The sequence below is a fragment of the Burkholderia territorii genome (assembly GCF_001718335.1).
Classification (GTDB): Bacteria; Pseudomonadota; Gammaproteobacteria; order Burkholderiales; family Burkholderiaceae; genus Burkholderia; species Burkholderia territorii.
The window spans coordinates 3,191,690-3,209,189 of record NZ_CP013366.1; the positions used below are offsets into that span (position 1 = coordinate 3,191,690).

The 17,500-nt window shown below is 68.4% G+C and carries 20 protein-coding genes; 14 read left to right on the top strand and 6 right to left on the bottom strand.

What is annotated here, in order from left to right; translation table 11 throughout:
• Positions 1–407: 407 nt before the first annotated feature.
• From WS51_RS25200 to WS51_RS25215, 4 genes are all read left to right on the top strand, one after another.
• Positions 408–1,427, top strand: a complete 1,020-nt coding sequence (locus tag WS51_RS25200; protein WP_059450677.1) for a LacI family DNA-binding transcriptional regulator — start codon at positions 408–410, stop codon at positions 1,425–1,427.
• On the top strand, positions 1,424–2,704 hold the full coding sequence (locus tag WS51_RS25205; protein WP_059791094.1) for an AGE family epimerase/isomerase: 1,281 nt from the start codon (positions 1,424–1,426) through the stop codon (positions 2,702–2,704). The genes WS51_RS25200 and WS51_RS25205 overlap by 4 nt, the downstream gene beginning before the upstream one ends.
• Positions 2,701–3,609: a carbohydrate kinase family protein gene (locus WS51_RS25210; RefSeq protein WP_059798177.1), complete on the top strand. Its 909-nt coding sequence runs from the start codon at positions 2,701–2,703 to the stop codon at positions 3,607–3,609. The genes WS51_RS25205 and WS51_RS25210 overlap by 4 nt, the downstream gene beginning before the upstream one ends.
• 98 nt (positions 3,610–3,707) lie before the next feature.
• Complete coding sequence (locus tag WS51_RS25215; protein ID WP_059450680.1) at positions 3,708–3,929, top strand: hypothetical protein; 222 nt, start codon at positions 3,708–3,710, stop codon at positions 3,927–3,929.
• Between the two features lie 91 nt (positions 3,930–4,020).
• Here the strand turns inward: WS51_RS25215 and WS51_RS25220 are convergent, their stop codons facing one another.
• Both WS51_RS25220 and WS51_RS25225 read right to left on the bottom strand, forming a co-directional pair.
• Positions 4,021–4,215, bottom strand: a complete 195-nt coding sequence (locus tag WS51_RS25220) for a DUF2905 domain-containing protein (RefSeq protein WP_057928625.1) — start codon at positions 4,213–4,215, stop codon at positions 4,021–4,023.
• Between the two features lie 11 nt (positions 4,216–4,226).
• Complete coding sequence (locus WS51_RS25225) at positions 4,227–5,417, bottom strand: class I SAM-dependent methyltransferase (RefSeq protein ID WP_059791096.1); 1,191 nt, start codon at positions 5,415–5,417, stop codon at positions 4,227–4,229.
• 13 nt (positions 5,418–5,430) lie between these two features.
• Between WS51_RS25225 and WS51_RS25230 the strand changes: the two genes are divergently transcribed.
• From WS51_RS25230 to WS51_RS25260, 7 genes are all read left to right on the top strand, one after another.
• Positions 5,431–6,174 carry an SDR family oxidoreductase gene (locus WS51_RS25230; protein WP_059791098.1) on the top strand — a complete coding sequence of 248 codons (744 nt, stop codon included), beginning with the start codon at positions 5,431–5,433 and terminating at the stop codon, positions 6,172–6,174.
• 78 nt (positions 6,175–6,252) lie between these two features.
• Positions 6,253–6,657 carry a dihydroneopterin aldolase gene (locus WS51_RS25235; RefSeq protein WP_059450683.1) on the top strand — a complete coding sequence of 135 codons (405 nt, stop codon included), beginning with the start codon at positions 6,253–6,255 and terminating at the stop codon, positions 6,655–6,657.
• Positions 6,654–7,643, top strand: coding sequence for a tRNA 2-thiocytidine(32) synthetase TtcA (ttcA, locus tag WS51_RS25240; RefSeq protein ID WP_059507875.1), 990 nt, complete (start codon positions 6,654–6,656; stop codon positions 7,641–7,643). The genes WS51_RS25235 and ttcA overlap by 4 nt, the downstream gene beginning before the upstream one ends.
• Positions 7,644–7,777: 134 nt before the next feature.
• Positions 7,778–9,139, top strand: coding sequence for a bifunctional UDP-N-acetylglucosamine diphosphorylase/glucosamine-1-phosphate N-acetyltransferase GlmU (gene glmU / locus WS51_RS25245; RefSeq protein ID WP_059544833.1), 1,362 nt, complete (start codon positions 7,778–7,780; stop codon positions 9,137–9,139).
• Between the two features lie 52 nt (positions 9,140–9,191).
• Positions 9,192–11,009: a glutamine--fructose-6-phosphate transaminase (isomerizing) gene (gene glmS / locus WS51_RS25250; protein WP_059544831.1), complete on the top strand. Its 1,818-nt coding sequence runs from the start codon at positions 9,192–9,194 to the stop codon at positions 11,007–11,009.
• A 50-nt stretch (positions 11,010–11,059) separates the two neighbouring features.
• Positions 11,060–11,557 carry a hypothetical protein gene (locus WS51_RS25255; RefSeq protein WP_069229908.1) on the top strand — a complete coding sequence of 166 codons (498 nt, stop codon included), beginning with the start codon at positions 11,060–11,062 and terminating at the stop codon, positions 11,555–11,557.
• A complete protein-coding gene (locus tag WS51_RS25260; protein WP_059450688.1) occupies positions 11,557–11,775 on the top strand; it encodes a hypothetical protein in 219 nt (72 codons plus the stop codon). The genes WS51_RS25255 and WS51_RS25260 overlap by 1 nt, the downstream gene beginning before the upstream one ends.
• Positions 11,776–11,863: 88 nt before the next feature.
• Here WS51_RS25260 and WS51_RS25265 read toward each other — a convergent pair whose 3' ends face one another.
• Positions 11,864–12,700 (bottom strand): FTR1 family iron permease, encoded by an 837-nt coding sequence (locus tag WS51_RS25265; RefSeq protein ID WP_059450689.1) that lies wholly within the window; start codon positions 12,698–12,700, stop codon positions 11,864–11,866.
• A 12-nt stretch (positions 12,701–12,712) separates the two neighbouring features.
• Positions 12,713–13,045 (bottom strand): cupredoxin domain-containing protein, encoded by a 333-nt coding sequence (locus WS51_RS25270; RefSeq protein WP_011353437.1) that lies wholly within the window; start codon positions 13,043–13,045, stop codon positions 12,713–12,715.
• A gap of 339 nt (positions 13,046–13,384) precedes the next feature.
• Here WS51_RS25270 and WS51_RS25275 point away from each other — a divergent pair, with 339 nt between their 5' ends.
• On the top strand, positions 13,385–13,585 hold the full coding sequence (locus WS51_RS25275) for a heavy-metal-associated domain-containing protein (RefSeq protein WP_059450690.1): 201 nt from the start codon (positions 13,385–13,387) through the stop codon (positions 13,583–13,585).
• 49 nt (positions 13,586–13,634) lie between these two features.
• Here WS51_RS25275 and WS51_RS25280 read toward each other — a convergent pair whose 3' ends face one another.
• Together WS51_RS25280 and WS51_RS25285 are read right to left on the bottom strand one after the other, a co-directional pair.
• Entirely contained in the window at positions 13,635–15,125 is a 1,491-nt protein-coding gene (locus tag WS51_RS25280) for an aldehyde dehydrogenase (RefSeq protein WP_059769376.1), read from the bottom strand.
• Positions 15,126–15,210: 85 nt separating this feature from the next.
• On the bottom strand, positions 15,211–15,762 hold the full coding sequence (locus WS51_RS25285; protein ID WP_059450693.1) for a cupin domain-containing protein: 552 nt from the start codon (positions 15,760–15,762) through the stop codon (positions 15,211–15,213).
• Between the two features lie 468 nt (positions 15,763–16,230).
• Here WS51_RS25285 and WS51_RS32930 point away from each other — a divergent pair, with 468 nt between their 5' ends.
• Together WS51_RS32930 and WS51_RS25290 are read left to right on the top strand one after the other, a co-directional pair.
• Positions 16,231–16,413, top strand: a complete 183-nt coding sequence (locus WS51_RS32930) for a hypothetical protein (protein WP_006402789.1) — start codon at positions 16,231–16,233, stop codon at positions 16,411–16,413.
• 284 nt (positions 16,414–16,697) lie between these two features.
• A complete protein-coding gene (locus tag WS51_RS25290; protein WP_069229909.1) occupies positions 16,698–17,483 on the top strand; it encodes a gamma-glutamyl-gamma-aminobutyrate hydrolase family protein in 786 nt (261 codons plus the stop codon).
• The last annotated feature ends 17 nt before the right edge of the window (positions 17,484–17,500 follow it).

The following is a 17,500-nucleotide window of genomic DNA, read 5'->3' on the forward strand; positions in this document are numbered from 1 at the left end:
TCCCGCCTTCCCGCCTTCCCGCCTTCCCGCCTTCCCGCCTTCCCGCCTTCCCGCCTTCCCGCCTTCCCGCCTTCCCGCCTTCTCGCCTTCCCGCCTTCCCGCCTTCCCGCCTTCTCGCCTTCGCCTTCTCGTCTTCTCGCCTCCCGCCCCTTCATCCCTCCCGCTCCGCCAGCCCCCGCGCGGACCGGGCAACCGAACATGCGCACCTCGCGCTACTCCGACATCTCGCGCTCACGCGATCACCTTGCCTTTTCCGCGTTTTGTTTAGTATTTTTAGTAACGTCGTTTTCGCAGATTAGCGCGTAAAAACCCGCTATTTCCGGGTATTCCCCGGTTATCCGGCCCGAATTTGGCGCTGCGTTTTACTATACAATCGCCATCACCCTAAACAAACCGGATCCCGAACGATGGGCACGACCATTCGCGACGTGGCGCGGGCGGCAGAAGTCTCGATCGGCACCGTCTCGCGCGCGCTGAAAAACCAGCCGGGCCTGTCGGAGGCCACGCGGGCGCGCATCGTCGAGATCGCGCAGCGGCTCGGCTACGACCCGGCCCAGTTGCGCCCGCGCGTGCGCCGGCTCACCTTCCTGCTGCATCGCCAGCACAACCGCTTTCCCGCCAGCCCGTTTTTCTCGCACGTGCTGCACGGCGTCGAGGATGCATGCCGCGAGCGCGGCATCGTGCCGACGCTGCTCACGGTCGGCCCGAACGACGACGTGCTGCGCCAGATGCGCCCGCACGCGCCCGACGCGATCGCCGTGGCCGGCTTCATCGAGCCCGAGACGATCGAGGCGCTCGCCGCGACCGGCCGGCCGCTCGTGCTGATCGACCTGTGGGCGCCCGGCCTGCGCTCGGTGAACATCGACAACGCGACGGGCGCGGCGCTCGCGATGCGCCACCTGCTCGCCATCGGCCGCTCGCGGATTGCATTCATCGGCGGCTCGGCCGCGCACTTCAGCATCGCGCAGCGTGCAATCGGCTACCGCCGCGCGTTCTTCGAGGCCGGGCGGCTGTTCGATCCCGCATACGAAGTGACGATCGACGCCGGGCTCGACCCCGACACCGGCGCCGCGCGCGCGATGCAGCAGCTGCTCGACGCGCCCGGCCCGCGCCCGGACGCCGTATTCGCATACAACGACGCCGCCGCGCTCGCCGCGCAGCGCGTGTGCATCGCGCGCGGCGTGCGGATTCCGGAAGACATCGCGATCGTCGGCTTCGACGATATCCCGGCCGCCGCGCACGCGAACCCGCCGCTCACGACGCTCGCCGTCGACAAGGAAGCGCTCGGCCGCCGCGGCGTCGAACTGCTGCTCGCGGAAGCGCCCGAGCGCACCGAGATCTCCTTGCCCGTCGAACTGATCGTACGGGCCAGCAGCCAGCCCGCCGGCTCACCGGCACTCGATACCGCCACGGTCACCGAATCATGAACATGCCCCCGGTCCAATCCCGCACGGCCGCGCCGGCCGCCCACACGCAAGCGGCACCGTTCGTCGCGAGCTTCCGCGATCCGTCGTTCCTGCTGTCGCACGTCGAGGACACGCTGCGCTTCTACGCGCCGAACGTGCTCGACCCGACGGGCGGCTTCTACCATTACTTCCGCGACGACGGCAGCGTCTACAACCGCACGTCGCGGCACCTGGTCAGCAGTTGCCGGTTCGTCTTCAACTACGCGATGGCCTACCGGCATTTCGGCGATCCGCGCCATCTCGAGTACGCGCGCCACGGGCTGCGCTTCCTGCGCGATGCGCACTGGGACGAAACGCTGCAGGGCTACGACTGGGAACTCGACTGGCGCGACGGCGCGAAACGCGCGACGCTCGACGGCACGCGCCACTGCTACGGGCTCGCATTCGTGCTGCTCGCCGCCGCGCACGCGACGATGGCCGGCATCGACGAAGCGCGCGCGCTGATCGCGTCGACCTACGAGCTCGCCGAGCACCGCTTCTGGGATCCGGCCGCGGGCCTCTACGCGGACGATGCGACACCGAACTGGAACGTGTCGTCGTACCGCGGCCAGAACGCGAACATGCACATGACGGAAGCGCTGCTCGCGGCGTACGAGGCGACGGGCCATCTCACCTATCTCGATCGCGCGGAAAAGCTCGCGACCCACATCACGCAGCGCCAGGCCGCGCTGTCGGGCGGCCTCGTGTGGGAGCACTATCACGCGGACTGGTCGGTCGACTGGGACTACAACAAGGAAGACAGTTCGAACATCTTCCGTCCGTGGGGCTTCCAGCCCGGGCACCAGACCGAATGGGCGAAGCTGCTGCTGATCCTGGAGCGGCACCGCCCGCTCGACTGGCTCGTGCCGCGCGCGACCGAGCTGTTCGACGCGGCGCTCGCGCATGCGTGGGACGCCGATCACGGCGGGCTCTGCTACGGCTTCGGCCCCGACTTCACGATCTGCGACCACAACAAGTACTTCTGGGTGCAGGCGGAAACCTTCGCGGCGGCCGCGATGCTCGGCGCGCGCACCGGCAGCGAGCGCTTCTGGGACTGGTACGACGAGATCTGGCGCTACAGCTGGGCGCATTTCGTCGATCACCGCTACGGCGCGTGGTTCCGCATCCTTACCTGCGACAACCGCAAGTACAGCGACGAGAAGAGCCCGGCCGGCAAGACCGACTATCACACGATGGGCGCATGCTACGACGTGCTCGCGACCCTCGCGCGCGCGTCGCGCAGCGAGCCGACGCAATGAGCGGCGCCACCTTTCCGGCCTTCGTGTCGGCGGGCGACATCCTGACCGACATGGTGCGCGCGGGCGACGCACAATGGACCTCGGTGCCGGGCGGCGCCGGCTGGAACGTCGCGCGCGCGGTCGCACGCCTCGGCGTGCCGAGCGCGCTCGCCGGCTCGATCGGCGAGGACTGCTTCTCCGACGTGCTGTGGCGCACGAGCGAGGCCGCCGGCCTCGACCTGCGCTTCCTGCAGCGGGTGCCGCGTGCGCCGCTGCTCGCGATCGTCCACGAGACGCGGCCGCCCGCGTACTTCTTCATCGGCGAAGCGAGCGCGGATCTCGCGTTCGATCCGGCGAAATTGCCGGCCGGCTGGGCCGCCCACGTGAAGTGGGCGCACTTCGGCTGCATCAGCCTCGTGCGCGAACCGCTCGCGAGCACGCTCATCGCGCTCGCGGCCGACCTGCACGCGCGCGGCGTGAAGATCAGCTTCGATCCGAACTACCGGAACCTGATGACGGCCGCGTACCGGCCGACGCTCGAGAAGATGGCCGCGCTCGCCGACCTGATCAAGGTGTCCGACGAGGACCTGCGCCACCTGTTCGGCGGCGACGGCCCCGATGCGGTGGCCGCGGTGCGCGCGCTGAATCCGCGCGCGGCCGTGCTCGTCACGCGCGGCGCGCAGGCGGCGACGCTTTACGCGGACGGCGAGGTATTCGAGGCCAGCCCGCCGCGCGTCGAGGTGGTCGACACCGTCGGCGCGGGCGACGCATCGATCGGCGGCATGCTGTTCAGCCTGATGGCCGCGCCGCAGCGGTCGTGGCGCGAGCATCTCGCGTTCGCGCTCGCGGCGGGCGCTGCCGCGTGCCGGCATACGGGCGCGCACGCGCCGACGCTCGACGAGGTCGTCGCGCTGCTCGAACGGTGACGGGACGATGACGGCGCGCTGATCGGTCGCCGATTCGCGGCGCTGTACATGCTGCGCCGCAGTGCTACGATGAAGTGTCCTATTGCGGGAGAGGCACGATGGACACGAACACGTTCACGAAGGGCATCTACACGGCCAAGGCGCATACGCAGCACGCCGCCAACGGACAGTTCCAGGGTTACGTGATCCTCGCCCGGGACGACGGCGACGAGACGGAGAACATGCGCTACGACGTCCACACGACGAGTCCGAGCGAGGAAGAGGCGTTCGACGAAGCGAAGGCGCTCGCGCACCGGATCCTCGGCGAAATCGAACTTTGACGCGCGAACCGTGAAGCGCGAACCGTAACGCGCGGAACCATCACGCGCGCGCCGCGGCCCGGCTGCGGCGCGCCGCCGCATTCGGCGCAGCTCAGAGCAGCCGCGCGACCATCGACACCAGCATCGTCAGCACGAGCGTCGACATGAACGGGAACGGGTAGCGCCGCCCGCCGAGCGTCAGCGTGACGTCGCCCGGCATCCGTCCGATGCCGAACTTGCCGAGCCACGGCCAGCAGCGCGTCAGGATCATCACCGCGACGAACGACGCCATCAGCCAGCGCAGCATCCCGGCTCCCGTCAGAGCGCGTGCGAGCGGTCGCCGCGCGCGAACGCGTCGAGCGTGCCGTCGATCCCGCGCGAGAATGCGATCACCTTGAACAGCTCGCCCATCTCGGCTTCCGAGATCAGCTTCTGCACCGCGTTCGCCGCAGGCAGGAACTGGTGGATGTCGGACGGATCGATCGCGGCCAGCGCGTCGGTGATGCCGGCGTTCAACAGGAACCGCGCCTGCGACGTGTAGCCGAGGAGGTCCGCGCCGGTCGCGACACCCGCGTCGTAGATGCCGGTGAATTCGACGTGCGCGGTGATGTCCTGCAGCCCCGGGTACAGGAATGCGTCGTCATGCGCGTGGTGGCGGTAGTGGCACATCAGCGTGCCGCGGTCGCGCTGCGGATGGTAGTACTCGTGCGCGGGGAAACCGTAGTCGACCAGCAGCACCGCGCCGCGCCCGAGCATCGTGCACACGGTGCGCGTGAACGCCAGCGCGGCTTCGTGCGTCTCGGTCACATAGCCGTCGTCGACGTCGAGCGTCGCGAGCACCGGCGGCAGGCCGGCCGCGGCGGCGGGCCGGTCGTCGTACACGAACGCGTGCCGCGCATCCAGCGCGACGCCGCGCTCGAGCCACGCGCCGTCCGTCTTCGCGAACAGGCGCACCGGCATCGCGTCGAGCACCTCGTTGCCGACCACGACCCCGTCGAAGCGCTCCGGCAGCGCGTCGAGCCAGCGCACCTTCCCGGCGAGCGCGGGCGCAGCCGCCGCGATCGTGTCGCGCTGGCGTTCGCGCAACTCGCCGGACAGGTCGACGATCAGGTACTCGTCGAGCTCGACGCCCAGCGCATCGAGCGCCGCGAGCAGCCCGGCCGCGAGCTTGCCCGTGCCCGCGCCGAACTCCATCACGCGCCGCGTGCCGCTTGCCGCGAGCGCCTGGGCAACGGGATTCGCGAGCGTCTGCGCGAACAGCGGCGACAATTCGGGGGCCGTCACGAAGTCGCTGCCGTCGTCGGCGCGGCGGCCGAACTTGCGTGCGCCGCCGCTGTAATAGCCGAGGCCGGGCGCATACAGCGCGCGTTCCATGAAGCGGTCGAACGGCAGCCACCCGCCGGCCGCCGCGATCTCGTCGCGCAGTTGCGCGGCAAGGGTTTCGGACTGCGCGAGCGCGTCAGGGCCGGGAGCAGGTAAACTAGCGGGTTCGTGAGCTTTCGGGTTCATCCCGGCATTGTAAATGACCGTTTCAGCCGATACGTCGACCCCGCGCATCGCGCTCGTCGCCGGCGCGCTGGGCAACGCGGCCGACGCCGCGTCGCTCGGCCGTGCGCTCGCGACCGGATTCGCGCAGCGCGGCTGGGACGTCGCGCTGCAGCGCAGCCCCGGCGCGCCGCGCGCGGCCGCCGACGCGCTCGTCGCCGAAGTCGCCGCGCACGGCCGCCGTGCAGCCGTGCTCGACGCCGACCTGGCCCTTGAAACCGACGCGGCCGCGCTCGTCGCCGCGTGCGGCGCGGCGCTCGGCAGGCCGGCCTGTGCGGTGTTCGTGAGCGCATGCGCCGGCACCGACGATGCGCACACGGTGGACGGCGCAGCGCTCGCGGCCGCGCTCGCGCGCAACGTGACTGCGCCGCTCGCGCTGGCCCGCGCGCTGGCCGACGCGACGCCCGACGCCGCGCGCGACGACGAATCGCTGCGCGCGTGCGCGATCCACGTGCTGGATCAGGCCCTGTTTCACCCGGCGCCGGCGCAGCTGTCGCATGCGCTGATGCAGGCCGCGTTGAACCGCGCGACCGCCGCGCTGGCGCTGTCGCTCGCGCCGAAGGTGCGTGTCGCGGCGCTCGTGCGCGGCCATGCGCCGCACGCGAACGACATCGCGGCGGCGGCCTGCTATCTCGCGAGCGCGCCCGGCGTCACGGGCGCGACGCTGACCGTCGACGGCGGCGAGCACCTGGTGCCGCCCGCCGCCGGCCCGAATGAATGAACTGCGCGGATCGCGCGGCGTGACTGCCGCCGCCCGCGCCGCTTTGCGTGCGCGCACGCCAATTTGACTGGGACGACCATGTTTTCCGCTCTCCTGCACCCCCGCCTCGCGGACTGCCGCAGGCTCTACCTGCGCGACTACGAGGTGCACATCAACATCGGGGCCTTCGAACACGAGAAGCGCGGCGAGCAGCGCGTCGTCATCAACGTCGACCTGTTCGTGCCGCTCGCGCTGTCCACCCCCGTCGACGACCGGCTGCATGAAGTCGTCGACTACGACCTGATGAAGCAGAGCGTCGCGCAATGCGTGGCGCGCGGCCACATCCACCTGCAGGAAACGCTGTGCGACGCGATCGCCGCGAACCTGCTGGCGCACGACGCCGTGCGCGCGGTACGCGTCTGTACCGAGAAACCGGACGCCTATCCGGACTGCGACGCCGTCGGCGTCGAAGTCTTTCGCATCAAGGACGAGGAGCGCGCATGAACGCCCCCCAAACACATGACACGGCGGCCGACGCGGCCGTCATCGAAGCCGCCGACACCGGCCGCCGCGCGCTGACGCGCCGCGAGCAGAAGGAAGCGTACGAGAACAACAAGCTGTTCAAGCGGATCGTGCGCCAGGTCGGCCAGGCGATCGGCGACTACAACATGATCGAGCAGGGCGACAAGGTGATGGTGTGCCTGTCGGGCGGCAAGGACAGCTACGCGATGCTCGACGTGCTGCTGCGCCTGCGCGAGCGCGCGCCGATCGATTTCGACATCGTCGCGGTCAACCTCGACCAGAAGCAGCCCGGCTTCCCGGAACACGTGCTGCCCGAGTACCTGACGCAGGTCGGCGTGCCGTTCCACATCGAGAACCAGGACACCTACAGCATCGTCAAGCGGCTCGTGCCCGAAGGCAAGACGACCTGCTCGCTGTGCTCGCGACTGCGCCGCGGGATCCTGTACCGCGTGGCCGGCGAGCTCGGCGCGACCAAGATCGCGCTCGGCCACCACCGCGACGACATCCTGCAGACGCTGCTGCTCAACATGTTCTACGGCGGCAAGCTGAAGGGCATGCCGCCGAAGCTGCAGTCGGACGACGGCAGGAACGTCGTGATCCGGCCGCTCGCGTACGTGAAGGAAACCGATCTCGAGAAATACGCGGAGTTGCGCGAGTTCCCGATCATCCCGTGCAATCTGTGCGGCAGCCAGCCGAACCTGAAGCGCGCGGAAATGAAGGCGCTGATCCGCGAATGGGACAAGCGCTTCCCGGGCCGCGTCGACAACATGTTCAGCGCGCTCGCGAACGTCGTGCCGTCGCACCTGATGGACACCGGACTGTTCCCGTTCGCATCGCTGCGCGCGACCGGCGAGGCCGATCCGCAGGGCGACATCGCGTTCGACGAGGAGCCGTGCGCATCCGGCGAGGAGAGCGCCGCGCCGGGCGCCGCGAAGCCGATCTCGATCGTCCAGTTCGACGACCTGTAAGCAGGGCCCGAACGCCCGCCGGAACCGGGGCCGCGGCCTCGTTCCGGCGCTGTCGCCCCGTCGCGACAGGCCCGGAACGACGGGGGCCGCATGCTAAAATGGACGGCTTCGAACTCCTCTGACAAGCTGGCGCCATGAATATCGTGATTTTGGCGGCAGGCACCGGCAAGCGCATGCGTTCCGCGCTGCCGAAAGTGCTCCATCCCCTGGCCGGCAGGCCGCTCCTTTCCCATGTCATCGCCACCGCGCGCACGCTGCAGCCGTCGCGGCTCGTCGTCGTGGTCGGCCATGGCGCCGAGCAGGTCCAGGCCGCCGTCGCCGCGCCCGACGTCCAGTTCGCGGTGCAGGCCGAGCAGCTCGGCACCGGCCACGCGGTGCGCCAGGCGCTGCCGCTGCTCGATCCCGCGCAACCGACGCTGGTGCTGTACGGCGACGTGCCGCTCACGCGCGCGTCGACGCTGCGGCGCCTCGTCGACGCCGCGCGCGACGGCCGCTACGGCATTCTCACCGTCACGCTGGACGACCCGACCGGCTACGGCCGCATCGTGCGCGACGCGTCGGGCTTCGTCACGCGCATCGTCGAGCAGAAGGACGCATCGCCCGAGCAATTGAAGATCGCCGAAATCAACACCGGCATCATCGTCACGCCCACCGCGCAGCTGTCGATGTGGCTCGGTGCGCTGAAGAACGAGAACGCGCAGGGCGAGTACTACCTGACCGACGTCGTCGAGCTCGCGATCGAGGCCGGCTTCGAGATCGTCACGGCGCAGCCCGACGACGAATGGGAAACGCTCGGCGTGAACAGCAAGGCGCAGCTCGCGGAGCTCGAGCGCATCCATCAGCGCAACGTCGCCGATGCGCTGCTCGCCGACGGCGTCACGCTCGCCGATCCGGCGCGGCTCGACGTGCGCGGCACGCTGCGCTGCGGCCGCGACGTGTCGATCGACGTGAACTGCGTGTTCGAAGGCAACGTGACGCTCGCCGACAACGTGACGATCGGCGCGAACTGCGTGATCCGCAACGCGTCGATCGGCGCGGGCACGCGCATCGACGCATTCACGCACATCGACGGCGCCGAGCTCGGCGCGAACACCGTGATCGGCCCGTACGCGCGGCTGCGTCCGGGCGCGCAGCTCGCGGACGAAGCGCACGTCGGCAACTTCGTCGAGGTGAAGAACGCGGTGCTCGGCCACGGCTCGAAGGCGAACCACCTCACCTACATCGGCGACGCCGACATCGGCGCGCGCGTGAACATCGGCGCGGGCACGATCACCTGCAACTACGACGGCGCGAACAAGTTCCGCACCGTGATCGAGGACGACGTGTTCGTCGGCTCCGACACGCAGCTCGTCGCGCCGGTGCGCGTCGGCCGCGGCGTGACGATCGCGGCCGGCACGACGATCTGGAAGGACGTCGCGGAAGGCGTCCTCGCATTGAACGAGAAGACGCAGACCGCGAAGAGCGGCTACGTCCGCCCGGTCAAGAAGAAAAATTGATGTCTTGCGGGCGCCGCGCGGCGCCCGTCATCCATATAGAGGGTAGATTTTCATGTGCGGCATTGTCGGCGCAGTTGCGCAGCGTAATATCGTTCCGGTGCTGATCGAAGGATTGCGGCGCCTCGAATACCGTGGCTACGATTCGTGCGGCGTCGCCGTGCTCGAGCCGGATGCGCCGAAGCGCGCGCGCAGCGTCGCACGCGTCGCCGACCTCGACGCGCAGGTGCGCGAATCGAACCTCGAAGGCGCCACCGGCGTCGCGCACACGCGCTGGGCCACGCACGGCGCGCCCGTCACGCACAATGCGCACCCGATCTTCTCGTCGAACGCGCTCGCGCTGGTGCACAACGGCATCATCGAGAACTTCGAGTCGCTGCGCGACGCGCTGCGCGCGAAGGGCTACGAGTTCGTGTCGCAGACCGACACCGAAGTCATCGCGCACCTCGTGCACAGCCTGTATCGCGGCGACCTCTTCGAAGCCGTGCGCGAGGCCGTGCAGCAGCTGCACGGCGCGTATGCGATCGCGGTGACGCACAAGGACCAGCCGCACACCGTCGTCGGCGCGCGCCAGGGTTCGCCGCTCGTCGTCGGCCACGGCGACGGCGAGAACTTCCTCGCCTCCGACGCACTCGCGCTGGCCGGCAGCACCGACCGCTTCACGTTCCTCGAGGAAGGCGACGTGTGCGAGCTGTCGCTCGACGGCGTGAAGATCGTCGACCGCCACGGCGCGCTCGCGCAGCGCGAGATCCGCGTGGTCAGCGCGTACGGCGGCGCGGTCGAGCTCGGCCCGTATCGCCACTTCATGCAGAAGGAAATCTTCGAGCAGCCGCGCGCGATCAGCGACACGGTGCCGCAAGCCGACGCGTTCGACGCGACGCTGTTCGGCGAGGCGGCTCCCGCCGCGTTCGCGGACATCGACAGCCTGCTGATCCTCGCGTGCGGCACGAGCTACTACTCGGGCCTCACCGCGAAGTACTGGCTCGAATCGATCGCGAAGATCCCGACCCAGGTCGAGATCGCGAGCGAATACCGCTACCGCGAGTCGGTGCCGAATCCGCGCCAGCTCGTGCTGGTGATCTCGCAGTCGGGCGAGACGGCCGACACGCTCGCCGCGCTCAAGCACGCGCAATCGCTCGGCCACACGCATACGCTCGCGGTGTGCAACGTCGCGACGAGCGCGATGGTGCGCCTCACTGAAATGCAGTTCCTGACGCACGCGGGCACCGAGATCGGCGTCGCGTCGACCAAGGCGTTCACGACGCAGCTCGTCGCGCTGTTCGTGCTGGCCGCGACGCTCGGCAAGCTGCGCGGGCACGTCGACGCCGCGCAGGAAGCGCAATTCCTGAAGGAGCTGCGCCACCTGCCGGCCGCGCTGAACAGCGTGCTCGCGCTCGAGCCGCAGATCATCGCGTGGTCGGAGGAATTCGCGCGCAAGGAAAACGCGCTGTTCCTCGGCCGCGGGCTGCACTACCCGATCGCGCTCGAAGGCGCGCTGAAGCTGAAGGAAATCTCGTACATCCATGCCGAGGCGTATCCGGCGGGCGAACTGAAGCACGGGCCGCTCGCGCTCGTCACGGAAGCGATGCCGGTCGTCACGGTCGCGCCGAACGACACGCTGCTCGAGAAGCTGAAATCGAACATGCAGGAAGTGCGCGCGCGCGGCGGCGAGCTGTACGTGTTCGCGGATGCCGACACGCAGATCGTCAACGACGACGGCCTGCACGTGATCCGGATGCCGGAACACTACGGGCAGCTCTCGCCGATCCTGCACGTCGTGCCGCTGCAGTTGCTCGCGTATCACACCGCCTGCGCGCGCGGCACCGATGTCGACAAGCCGCGCAATCTCGCGAAGTCGGTGACGGTGGAGTAAGCAATCGGCGCAGCGCGGTCCGGCGCGCCGACGAGACTGACGGAGAGACCATGGTAAGACTGTTTGGATGCGGATTGCTGGCGCTGAGCTTCGCGTCGACGGGCTGGGCGGCCGAGCACTACGTCGAAGTCTGGAACCCGCCCGAGGCGCGGTCGCCGGCGGCGCATGCGCAGGCCCGGACACCGGACGCCCGTACGCCGGATGCCCGTACGCCGGCAGCGCGCCCGGGTGCCGACGTGCACGCCGGCGGCAAGACCGTGGAAAAGCACGCAAGCGTGCAGCCGAAGGCCGCGGTCAAGCTGCACAAGCGCCGCGTCGCCCAAGCCGTGAAAACCGCGCCGCGTCGACCGGCCGCCGCGACGGTCGATGCACCGGCCGCACCGCGCCCGGTCACGCAGCCCGCGCCGGGCCGGCTCACGGTGATGCAGCCGGCGCTGCCCGACACGCCGCACGCGCTCACGTTCCCGGACATCCCGCGGCAATACACACCGGACGGCAACGTGCTGCGCGTCGGCACGCGCAGCCCGTCCGCGGAGGTGACGCGATAATGGAAGCGCAGACCTATCACGGCTACCAGATCTGGGGCCATTCGATCCTGCAGCAGGATGAAATCCTGCAGCCCGAACGCTTCGCGGCGAGCGGCACGATCACGCAGAACAACCGGCTCGTTGAAGCGTCGGGCGTGCTCGGCGTGTTCGATACCGAGGACGAAGCGCGCGAAGCGGGGCTCGAATGGGCCCGCGCATGGATCGACAACCATCGCTGAACCGGCCGCGCGGCCGCATGCGGGCCGTCAACGCAAAGACAAAGGGGCGTCACATGACGCCCCTTTGTGCATTCTGCCCCGCTCCCGCTCAGGCAACGGGCCGCGGCGGCGACACCACCGTCCGGGGCCGGCCGACGAGCCGCGCCAGCACGACGATCGCGACCAGCGTGACGACGTACGCGGCGATCTGGATCCCCGCCGGACGCGCGGTGTAGCCGATCAGCGTATGCAGCGCCTTGCCGACGATGCTCGATTCCTTGAGCAGCCACGACGTATCCCACAGCGCATCGCCCCACGACGGCACGAGGCCCGCGGCCAACAGGAAGCCGGCGCACTGGCTCGCCATGCCCGCCGCGAGCAACACGATCAGCGCGTTGGTGACGGAGAACAGGCGCTTGAGCGGAATCTGCAGCAGGCCCGCATACATCGCGTAGCCGAGCCCGGCGCCGCCCAGCACGCCGAGCAGGCCGCCGACGATCATCTGCGGCGTCTGCCCCGGATCGCCCGCCGCGATGCCGTACAGGAACAGCACGGCCTCGGAGCCCTCGCGCAGCACCGCGACACCGACGACGATCGCCAGCCCCGTGAGCGGCCGGCTGCCGGCCGCGACGGCCCGGCCGACCTCGCCCATGTGCAGCGCCATCTCGCGGCCGTGGCGGCTCATCCAGATGCAGTGCCACGCGAGCATCAGCGTCGCGACGAACATCACGCCGGCATTGAACACTTCCTGCCCCATGCCGGAGGCCCACTGCGAAATCACGTCGGCGAACGCGGCGATCAGGCCGGCGCCGATCACGCCGCCGACGAGCCCGCCGCCAACCCACCAGCCGCGCCTGGGCACGCCCTTCGTCGCGGCCATCACGATCGAGACCACGAGCGCGGCCTCGAGCACTTCACGAAAGACGATCAGGGCGGTAGACAGCATGGCGATATCCGCTTATTTGACGGTGAGGTGCGTCTTCGACTGCGCCTCGTGATACTCGTCGTGGAACTCGTAGGTGCCGGCCTTCAGCGGCCCGACCAGAATCTCGACCGACTTGCCGGCCGGCACGACCTTCTCCGCCTTGAAATCGTCGCTTTCGAATTCCGCGGGCGTCGCATCGAGGTTCTTCACGACGAACTTCACCTTCTTGCCGGCCGGAATCGTCACGCCGTCGGGAGAAAACTTGTGGTCCTTCAGCGTCAGGTTGACGACGTCGTCGGCGGCGAACGCGGACGTGGCCGATGCGCCCAGCAGGGCCAGTGCGAAACCGAAAGCGAAGCGATTCATACGGGTAACGAAATGAAATATCGAGGGGAATCGATAGTAAGATCGATTCGCATTTCCCTCTCCAAGTACCCTTACAAGCAGCATGGACATCGCGCATCATCGCGACGACACGCGCCTTGCCACGCAAGGCTTCGCCAGATTTCGTCGACAATAGTCGACCGTCAATCCGGAAAAATTCCGACTGACGCACGCGCGCAAAATGGAATTCGTCTGACTTCAGCTTTACAAAACGCTTGTGCAATGCCGAATGCATCGAACATGCTTGACCTTCCCACCATGGCAAGCTTCATGCTGGCAACTAGTAACGCTTGTGAATCGCCAATCAACCAGGAGAACACGATGGAATTCGAAGTCCAGGACATGACGTGCGGCGGCTGCGCCAACGCGATCACGCGCGCCGTGACGGCAGCCGACCCGTCCGCGAAGCTCGACATCGACGTGGCCGCGAAGACGGTCAAGGTCGAATCGGCGCAAGGCGCCGAACGCGTGCAGTCGATCATCGAAGCCGCGGGCTTCCACCCGGCATTGCGCTCGGCCTGACGCGCACGGGCGCGGCGCCCGCCGGCACTGCGCCCGCGCACCGGCCGCGTCAGCGCAGCCGGATCAGCGTCGACTTCAGCTCGGTGTATTTCTCGAGCGCGTGCAGCGACTTGTCGCGGCCGTTGCCCGACTGCTTGTAGCCGCCGAACGGGAAGTTCATGTCGCCGCCTTCGTCGTAGCAGTTCACCCACACGGTGCCCGCCCGCAGCCGGCGCGACACGTCGTGCGCGGTCGTGAGGTTCGATGTCCACACCGCCGCCGCAAGCCCGTACTCGGTATCGTTCGCGATCCGCACCGCCTCGTCGACATCGTCGAACACGATCACCGACAGCACGGGGCCGAAGATCTCCTCGCGCGCGATCTTCGCGTCGGGCTTCACTTCGAACACCGTCGGCTCCACGTAGAAGCCGCCCGTCTCCTGCTTCACGCGCGCGCCGCCGGTCACGAGCGTGCCCTCCTTGCGCCCGGCATCGATGTAGCCGAGCACGCGCTCGAGCTGGATTGCGTCGACGATCGCGCCCATCGACACCGACGGATCGAGCGGGTTGCCCGGCACGTACGCGCGCGCGGCCGCCACCAGCTTCTCGATGAACGCGTCCTTGATGTCGCGATGCACGAGCAGGCGCGAGCCGGCCGTGCACATCTCGCCCATGTTGTAGAAGATCGCGCCGGCCGCGGCCTGCGCGGCACGGTCGAGATCCGGACAGTCGGGCAGCACGATGTTCGGCGACTTGCCGCCGAGTTCGAGCCACGCGCGCTTCAGGTTCGACTGCGCCGCGTACTGCATGATCAGCTTGCCGACCGCGGTGGAGCCGGTAAACGCGATGCAGTCGACGTCGCGATGCAGCGCGAGCAGCTTGCCCGGCTCGCCCGCGCCCGGCACGACGTTGAACACGCCGGCCGGGATGCCGGCCTCGTATGCGAGTTGCGCGACGCGGATCGCGGTCAGCGGCGACTTCTCCGACGGCTTCAGCACGACGCTGTTGCCGGCCGCGAGCGCCGGGCCGAACTTCCATGCGGCCATCAGGAGTGGGAAGTTCCACGGCACGACGGCCGCGACCACGCCGACCGGCTCGCGCGTGACGAGGCCGACGAGATGATGGTCGGCCGGCGCGACTTCGCCGCCGACCTTGTCGATCGCCTCGGCGAACCACTCGACGCAATACGCGGCACCCGGCACGTCGACCGTCGTCGTGTCGCCGATCGGCTTGCCCGCGTCGAGCGTCTCGAGCAGCGACAGTTCGTCGAGATGCTCGCGCATCAGCGCAGCCCAGCGCAGCAGCACGGCCTTGCGCGCGCGCGGGTTCAGCCCGGCCCACACGCCGGCGTCGAACGCGCGGCGCGCGGCGGCGACGGCGGCGTTCACGTCCGCCTCGCCGCAATCGGCCACCTTCGCGAGCACGCGGCCGTCGATCGGGCTCACGCAGTCGAACGTCCTGCCGCCGTGCGCGTCGCGCGACGCGCCGTCGATGAATGCGCGCCCTTCGATCGCGAGCGACGCCGCCTTGTCCTGCCAGTCAGCCAAAGTCAACTTGTTCATCAGGATGCCTCAATTGTCGTGGCATTCGCGCTGCGGCATGCCGCGCAACGGCACGACCGCCGGCGGCGAATGCAGTGATGCGGGCTCAGAAGGTGGCCGGCGAATTCGCCGACACGACCTCGCAGAGCTGTTCCGCGCTGGGATTGCGAAAACGGTGCGGCAAGCGGCTTTCGAAGTAGTAGCCGTCTCCGGGGTCGAGCAGCCAGGTCGCGCCGTCGACGGTGAGCTCGAGCCGGCCCGACACGACGACGCCGCCTTCGTGCCCCGCGTGCGCGAGCATCTCGGGCCCGGTGTCGGCGAGCGGCTGGTAGATCTCGCGCATGATGCACATGTTGCGGTCCTTCACGCCCGCGCCGACGAGATGAAATGCGAGTGCGTCGTTGCCGAGGTTCGGCATCTCGTCGCGGCGCGATACGACCGAGCGCGATTCGACGAGCTCGAACGTGAAGAACTCCGCGAGACTCATCGGAATGCACTCGAGCAGTTTCTTCAGCGAACCGACCGAAGGACTCACGCGCCCCTGTTCGATCAGCGAGATCGTGCCGTTGGTCACGCCGGCCCGTTTCGCGAGTTCGCGCTGCGACAGACCATGCTTGTTGCGCACGAAACGCAGGCGCTCGGCAACTTCGGTGGACATCGATTCGGTTTCGGACACGATAGGAGTGCGGTGAAAAAGTGAAACGACGCGTTGGACGGCGTTACGCAGCCGTTGAATATTCTAATCACTTTATGCCGCGCATCAGCGGGGAAAACCCTGAAAGGCGTTCGAAATAATGAACACCTCTTCAGCCATTCCTTTTACGAATGTTTTGTTCGGAGTGCCTCGGGAAAGCCCTGACACGAGACCGTCAAAAAACATTTGACGCCGTTTTTGGCTCGTATATGCTGGCTCTCAGGTCAGCGTCATTGGCAATTCATCGGCACCGAAAAACGTTATTGCAACGTAAAAATCGATGCCCGTCGATGTGAATGATGCAGGCCCGGCACCTCGATTATTTTAAACGCCTCGCGCGTCGAAACGATCAGGTGTTCAATACTTTCAACAAACCAGTCGAGTGTAATCGTGAGAGTCCGTGGCCCTCTGGTGAGGTGGGATCGAGGCGATGTGCGAAGTTTGCGCAGCGCTGCTCCCGCTTCCGATGGCAGTTGCGGCTGGCATAGTCCTCGCCTGCTGCATCTGTCGATCTACACCATCCTGTCCCGTCGTTCCGTTCGCCGTCACAACGCCGTTTCCGCACGCGCGTTCGTGGCCGTCGATACCGACGAAGTCGCATCGCTGCTGCCATAGCGCCTCTCCTCCTTTTCTCGTCGTTCGTTTCAACTGCCTGTTCGTCAGCCGCGTCATCCGCGCGGTGACGGAACGCGTTCGCGCATCGATTGCCGCGTCGCACGGCGCAACGAAACGAACGACGGCCTGACCGTCGCGCGCAGCGCGGGTCGCCATGCGAACCCGTTGCGCCCATTCACCAGCGGCCTTGCGCGTTGCGCCAGGCTGCGGGGTCGTGTCGCGCCTGCGTTTGACGATTTTCAGCGCAATGCACGTCGCGGCCCTATGGACAACTGATTGACGTCATGGAAAGGAAACCCCTCGTCGGCATCACCGCCGACTTCACGCAAATCGGCGCGCATGCGTCGCACACGGTCGGCGACAAGTACGTCGCGGCGATCGTCGACGGCGCGCACGCGCTCGCAATGGTGCTGCCCGCGCTCGGCGATCGCCAGTCCGTCGACGACGTGCTCGCCACGGTCGACGGCCTGTTGTTTACCGGCAGCTATTCGAACGTCGAGCCGCACCTGTACGGCGGCGCGCCGAGCGCGCCCGGCACGAAGCACGATCCCGCACGCGACGCGACCACGCTGCCGCTGCTGCGCGCGGCGATCGTCGCGGGCGTGCCCGTGCTGGCCGTGTGCCGCGGCTTCCAGGAGCTGAACGTCGTCTGCGGCGGCACGCTGCACCAGCGCGTGCACGAAGTGCCCGGCCTCGCCGATCACCGGGAAGACGACGACGCGCCGATGGATATGCAATACGGCCCCGCGCACCTCGTGCACCTGACGCCCGGCGGCCTGCTGCATACGCTCGCCGGCGGCCGCGACGACGTGCACGTGAACTCGCTGCACAAGCAGGGCATCGCGCAGCTCGGTTCCGGCCTCGCCGTCGAAGCCGTCGCGCCGGATGGCCTGATCGAGGCCGTCAGCGTCGTCGATGCACCGGCCTTCGCGCTCGCCGTGCAATGGCATCCGGAATGGCGGCATGCGCATGACCCGCTGTCGAGCGCGATCTTCCGCGCTTTCGGCGATGCATGCCGCGCGCGCCGCAATGCCCGCACGCGCGCCGCGGCCGCCGCCGCGCTCGCCTGAGCGCGCCGACCCACATA

Coding starts and splice junctions, on each gene's coding strand:
- WS51_RS25255 (WP_069229908.1), top strand. CDS start 11,060: ATGGTAAGACTGTTTGGATGCGGATTGCTGGCGCTGAGCTTCGCGTCG.
- WS51_RS25275 (WP_059450690.1), top strand. CDS start 13,385: ATGGAATTCGAAGTCCAGGACATGACGTGCGGCGGCTGCGCCAACGCG.
- WS51_RS25235 (WP_059450683.1), top strand. CDS start 6,253: ATGTTTTCCGCTCTCCTGCACCCCCGCCTCGCGGACTGCCGCAGGCTC.
- WS51_RS25260 (WP_059450688.1), top strand. CDS start 11,557: ATGGAAGCGCAGACCTATCACGGCTACCAGATCTGGGGCCATTCGATC.
- WS51_RS25265 (WP_059450689.1), bottom strand. CDS start 12,700: ATGCTGTCTACCGCCCTGATCGTCTTTCGTGAAGTGCTCGAGGCCGCG.
- WS51_RS25225 (WP_059791096.1), bottom strand. CDS start 5,417: ATGAACCCGAAAGCTCACGAACCCGCTAGTTTACCTGCTCCCGGCCCT.
- WS51_RS25280 (WP_059769376.1), bottom strand. CDS start 15,125: ATGAACAAGTTGACTTTGGCTGACTGGCAGGACAAGGCGGCGTCGCTC.
- WS51_RS25215 (WP_059450680.1), top strand. CDS start 3,708: ATGGACACGAACACGTTCACGAAGGGCATCTACACGGCCAAGGCGCAT.
- WS51_RS25285 (WP_059450693.1), bottom strand. CDS start 15,762: ATGTCCACCGAAGTTGCCGAGCGCCTGCGTTTCGTGCGCAACAAGCAT.
- WS51_RS25220 (WP_057928625.1), bottom strand. CDS start 4,215: ATGCTGCGCTGGCTGATGGCGTCGTTCGTCGCGGTGATGATCCTGACG.
- WS51_RS25200 (WP_059450677.1), top strand. CDS start 408: ATGGGCACGACCATTCGCGACGTGGCGCGGGCGGCAGAAGTCTCGATC.
- glmU (WP_059544833.1), top strand. CDS start 7,778: ATGAATATCGTGATTTTGGCGGCAGGCACCGGCAAGCGCATGCGTTCC.
- ttcA (WP_059507875.1), top strand. CDS start 6,654: ATGAACGCCCCCCAAACACATGACACGGCGGCCGACGCGGCCGTCATC.
- WS51_RS25270 (WP_011353437.1), bottom strand. CDS start 13,045: ATGAATCGCTTCGCTTTCGGTTTCGCACTGGCCCTGCTGGGCGCATCG.
- WS51_RS25210 (WP_059798177.1), top strand. CDS start 2,701: ATGAGCGGCGCCACCTTTCCGGCCTTCGTGTCGGCGGGCGACATCCTG.
- WS51_RS25205 (WP_059791094.1), top strand. CDS start 1,424: ATGAACATGCCCCCGGTCCAATCCCGCACGGCCGCGCCGGCCGCCCAC.
- glmS (WP_059544831.1), top strand. CDS start 9,192: ATGTGCGGCATTGTCGGCGCAGTTGCGCAGCGTAATATCGTTCCGGTG.
- WS51_RS25230 (WP_059791098.1), top strand. CDS start 5,431: ATGACCGTTTCAGCCGATACGTCGACCCCGCGCATCGCGCTCGTCGCC.
- WS51_RS25290 (WP_069229909.1), top strand. CDS start 16,698: ATGGAAAGGAAACCCCTCGTCGGCATCACCGCCGACTTCACGCAAATC.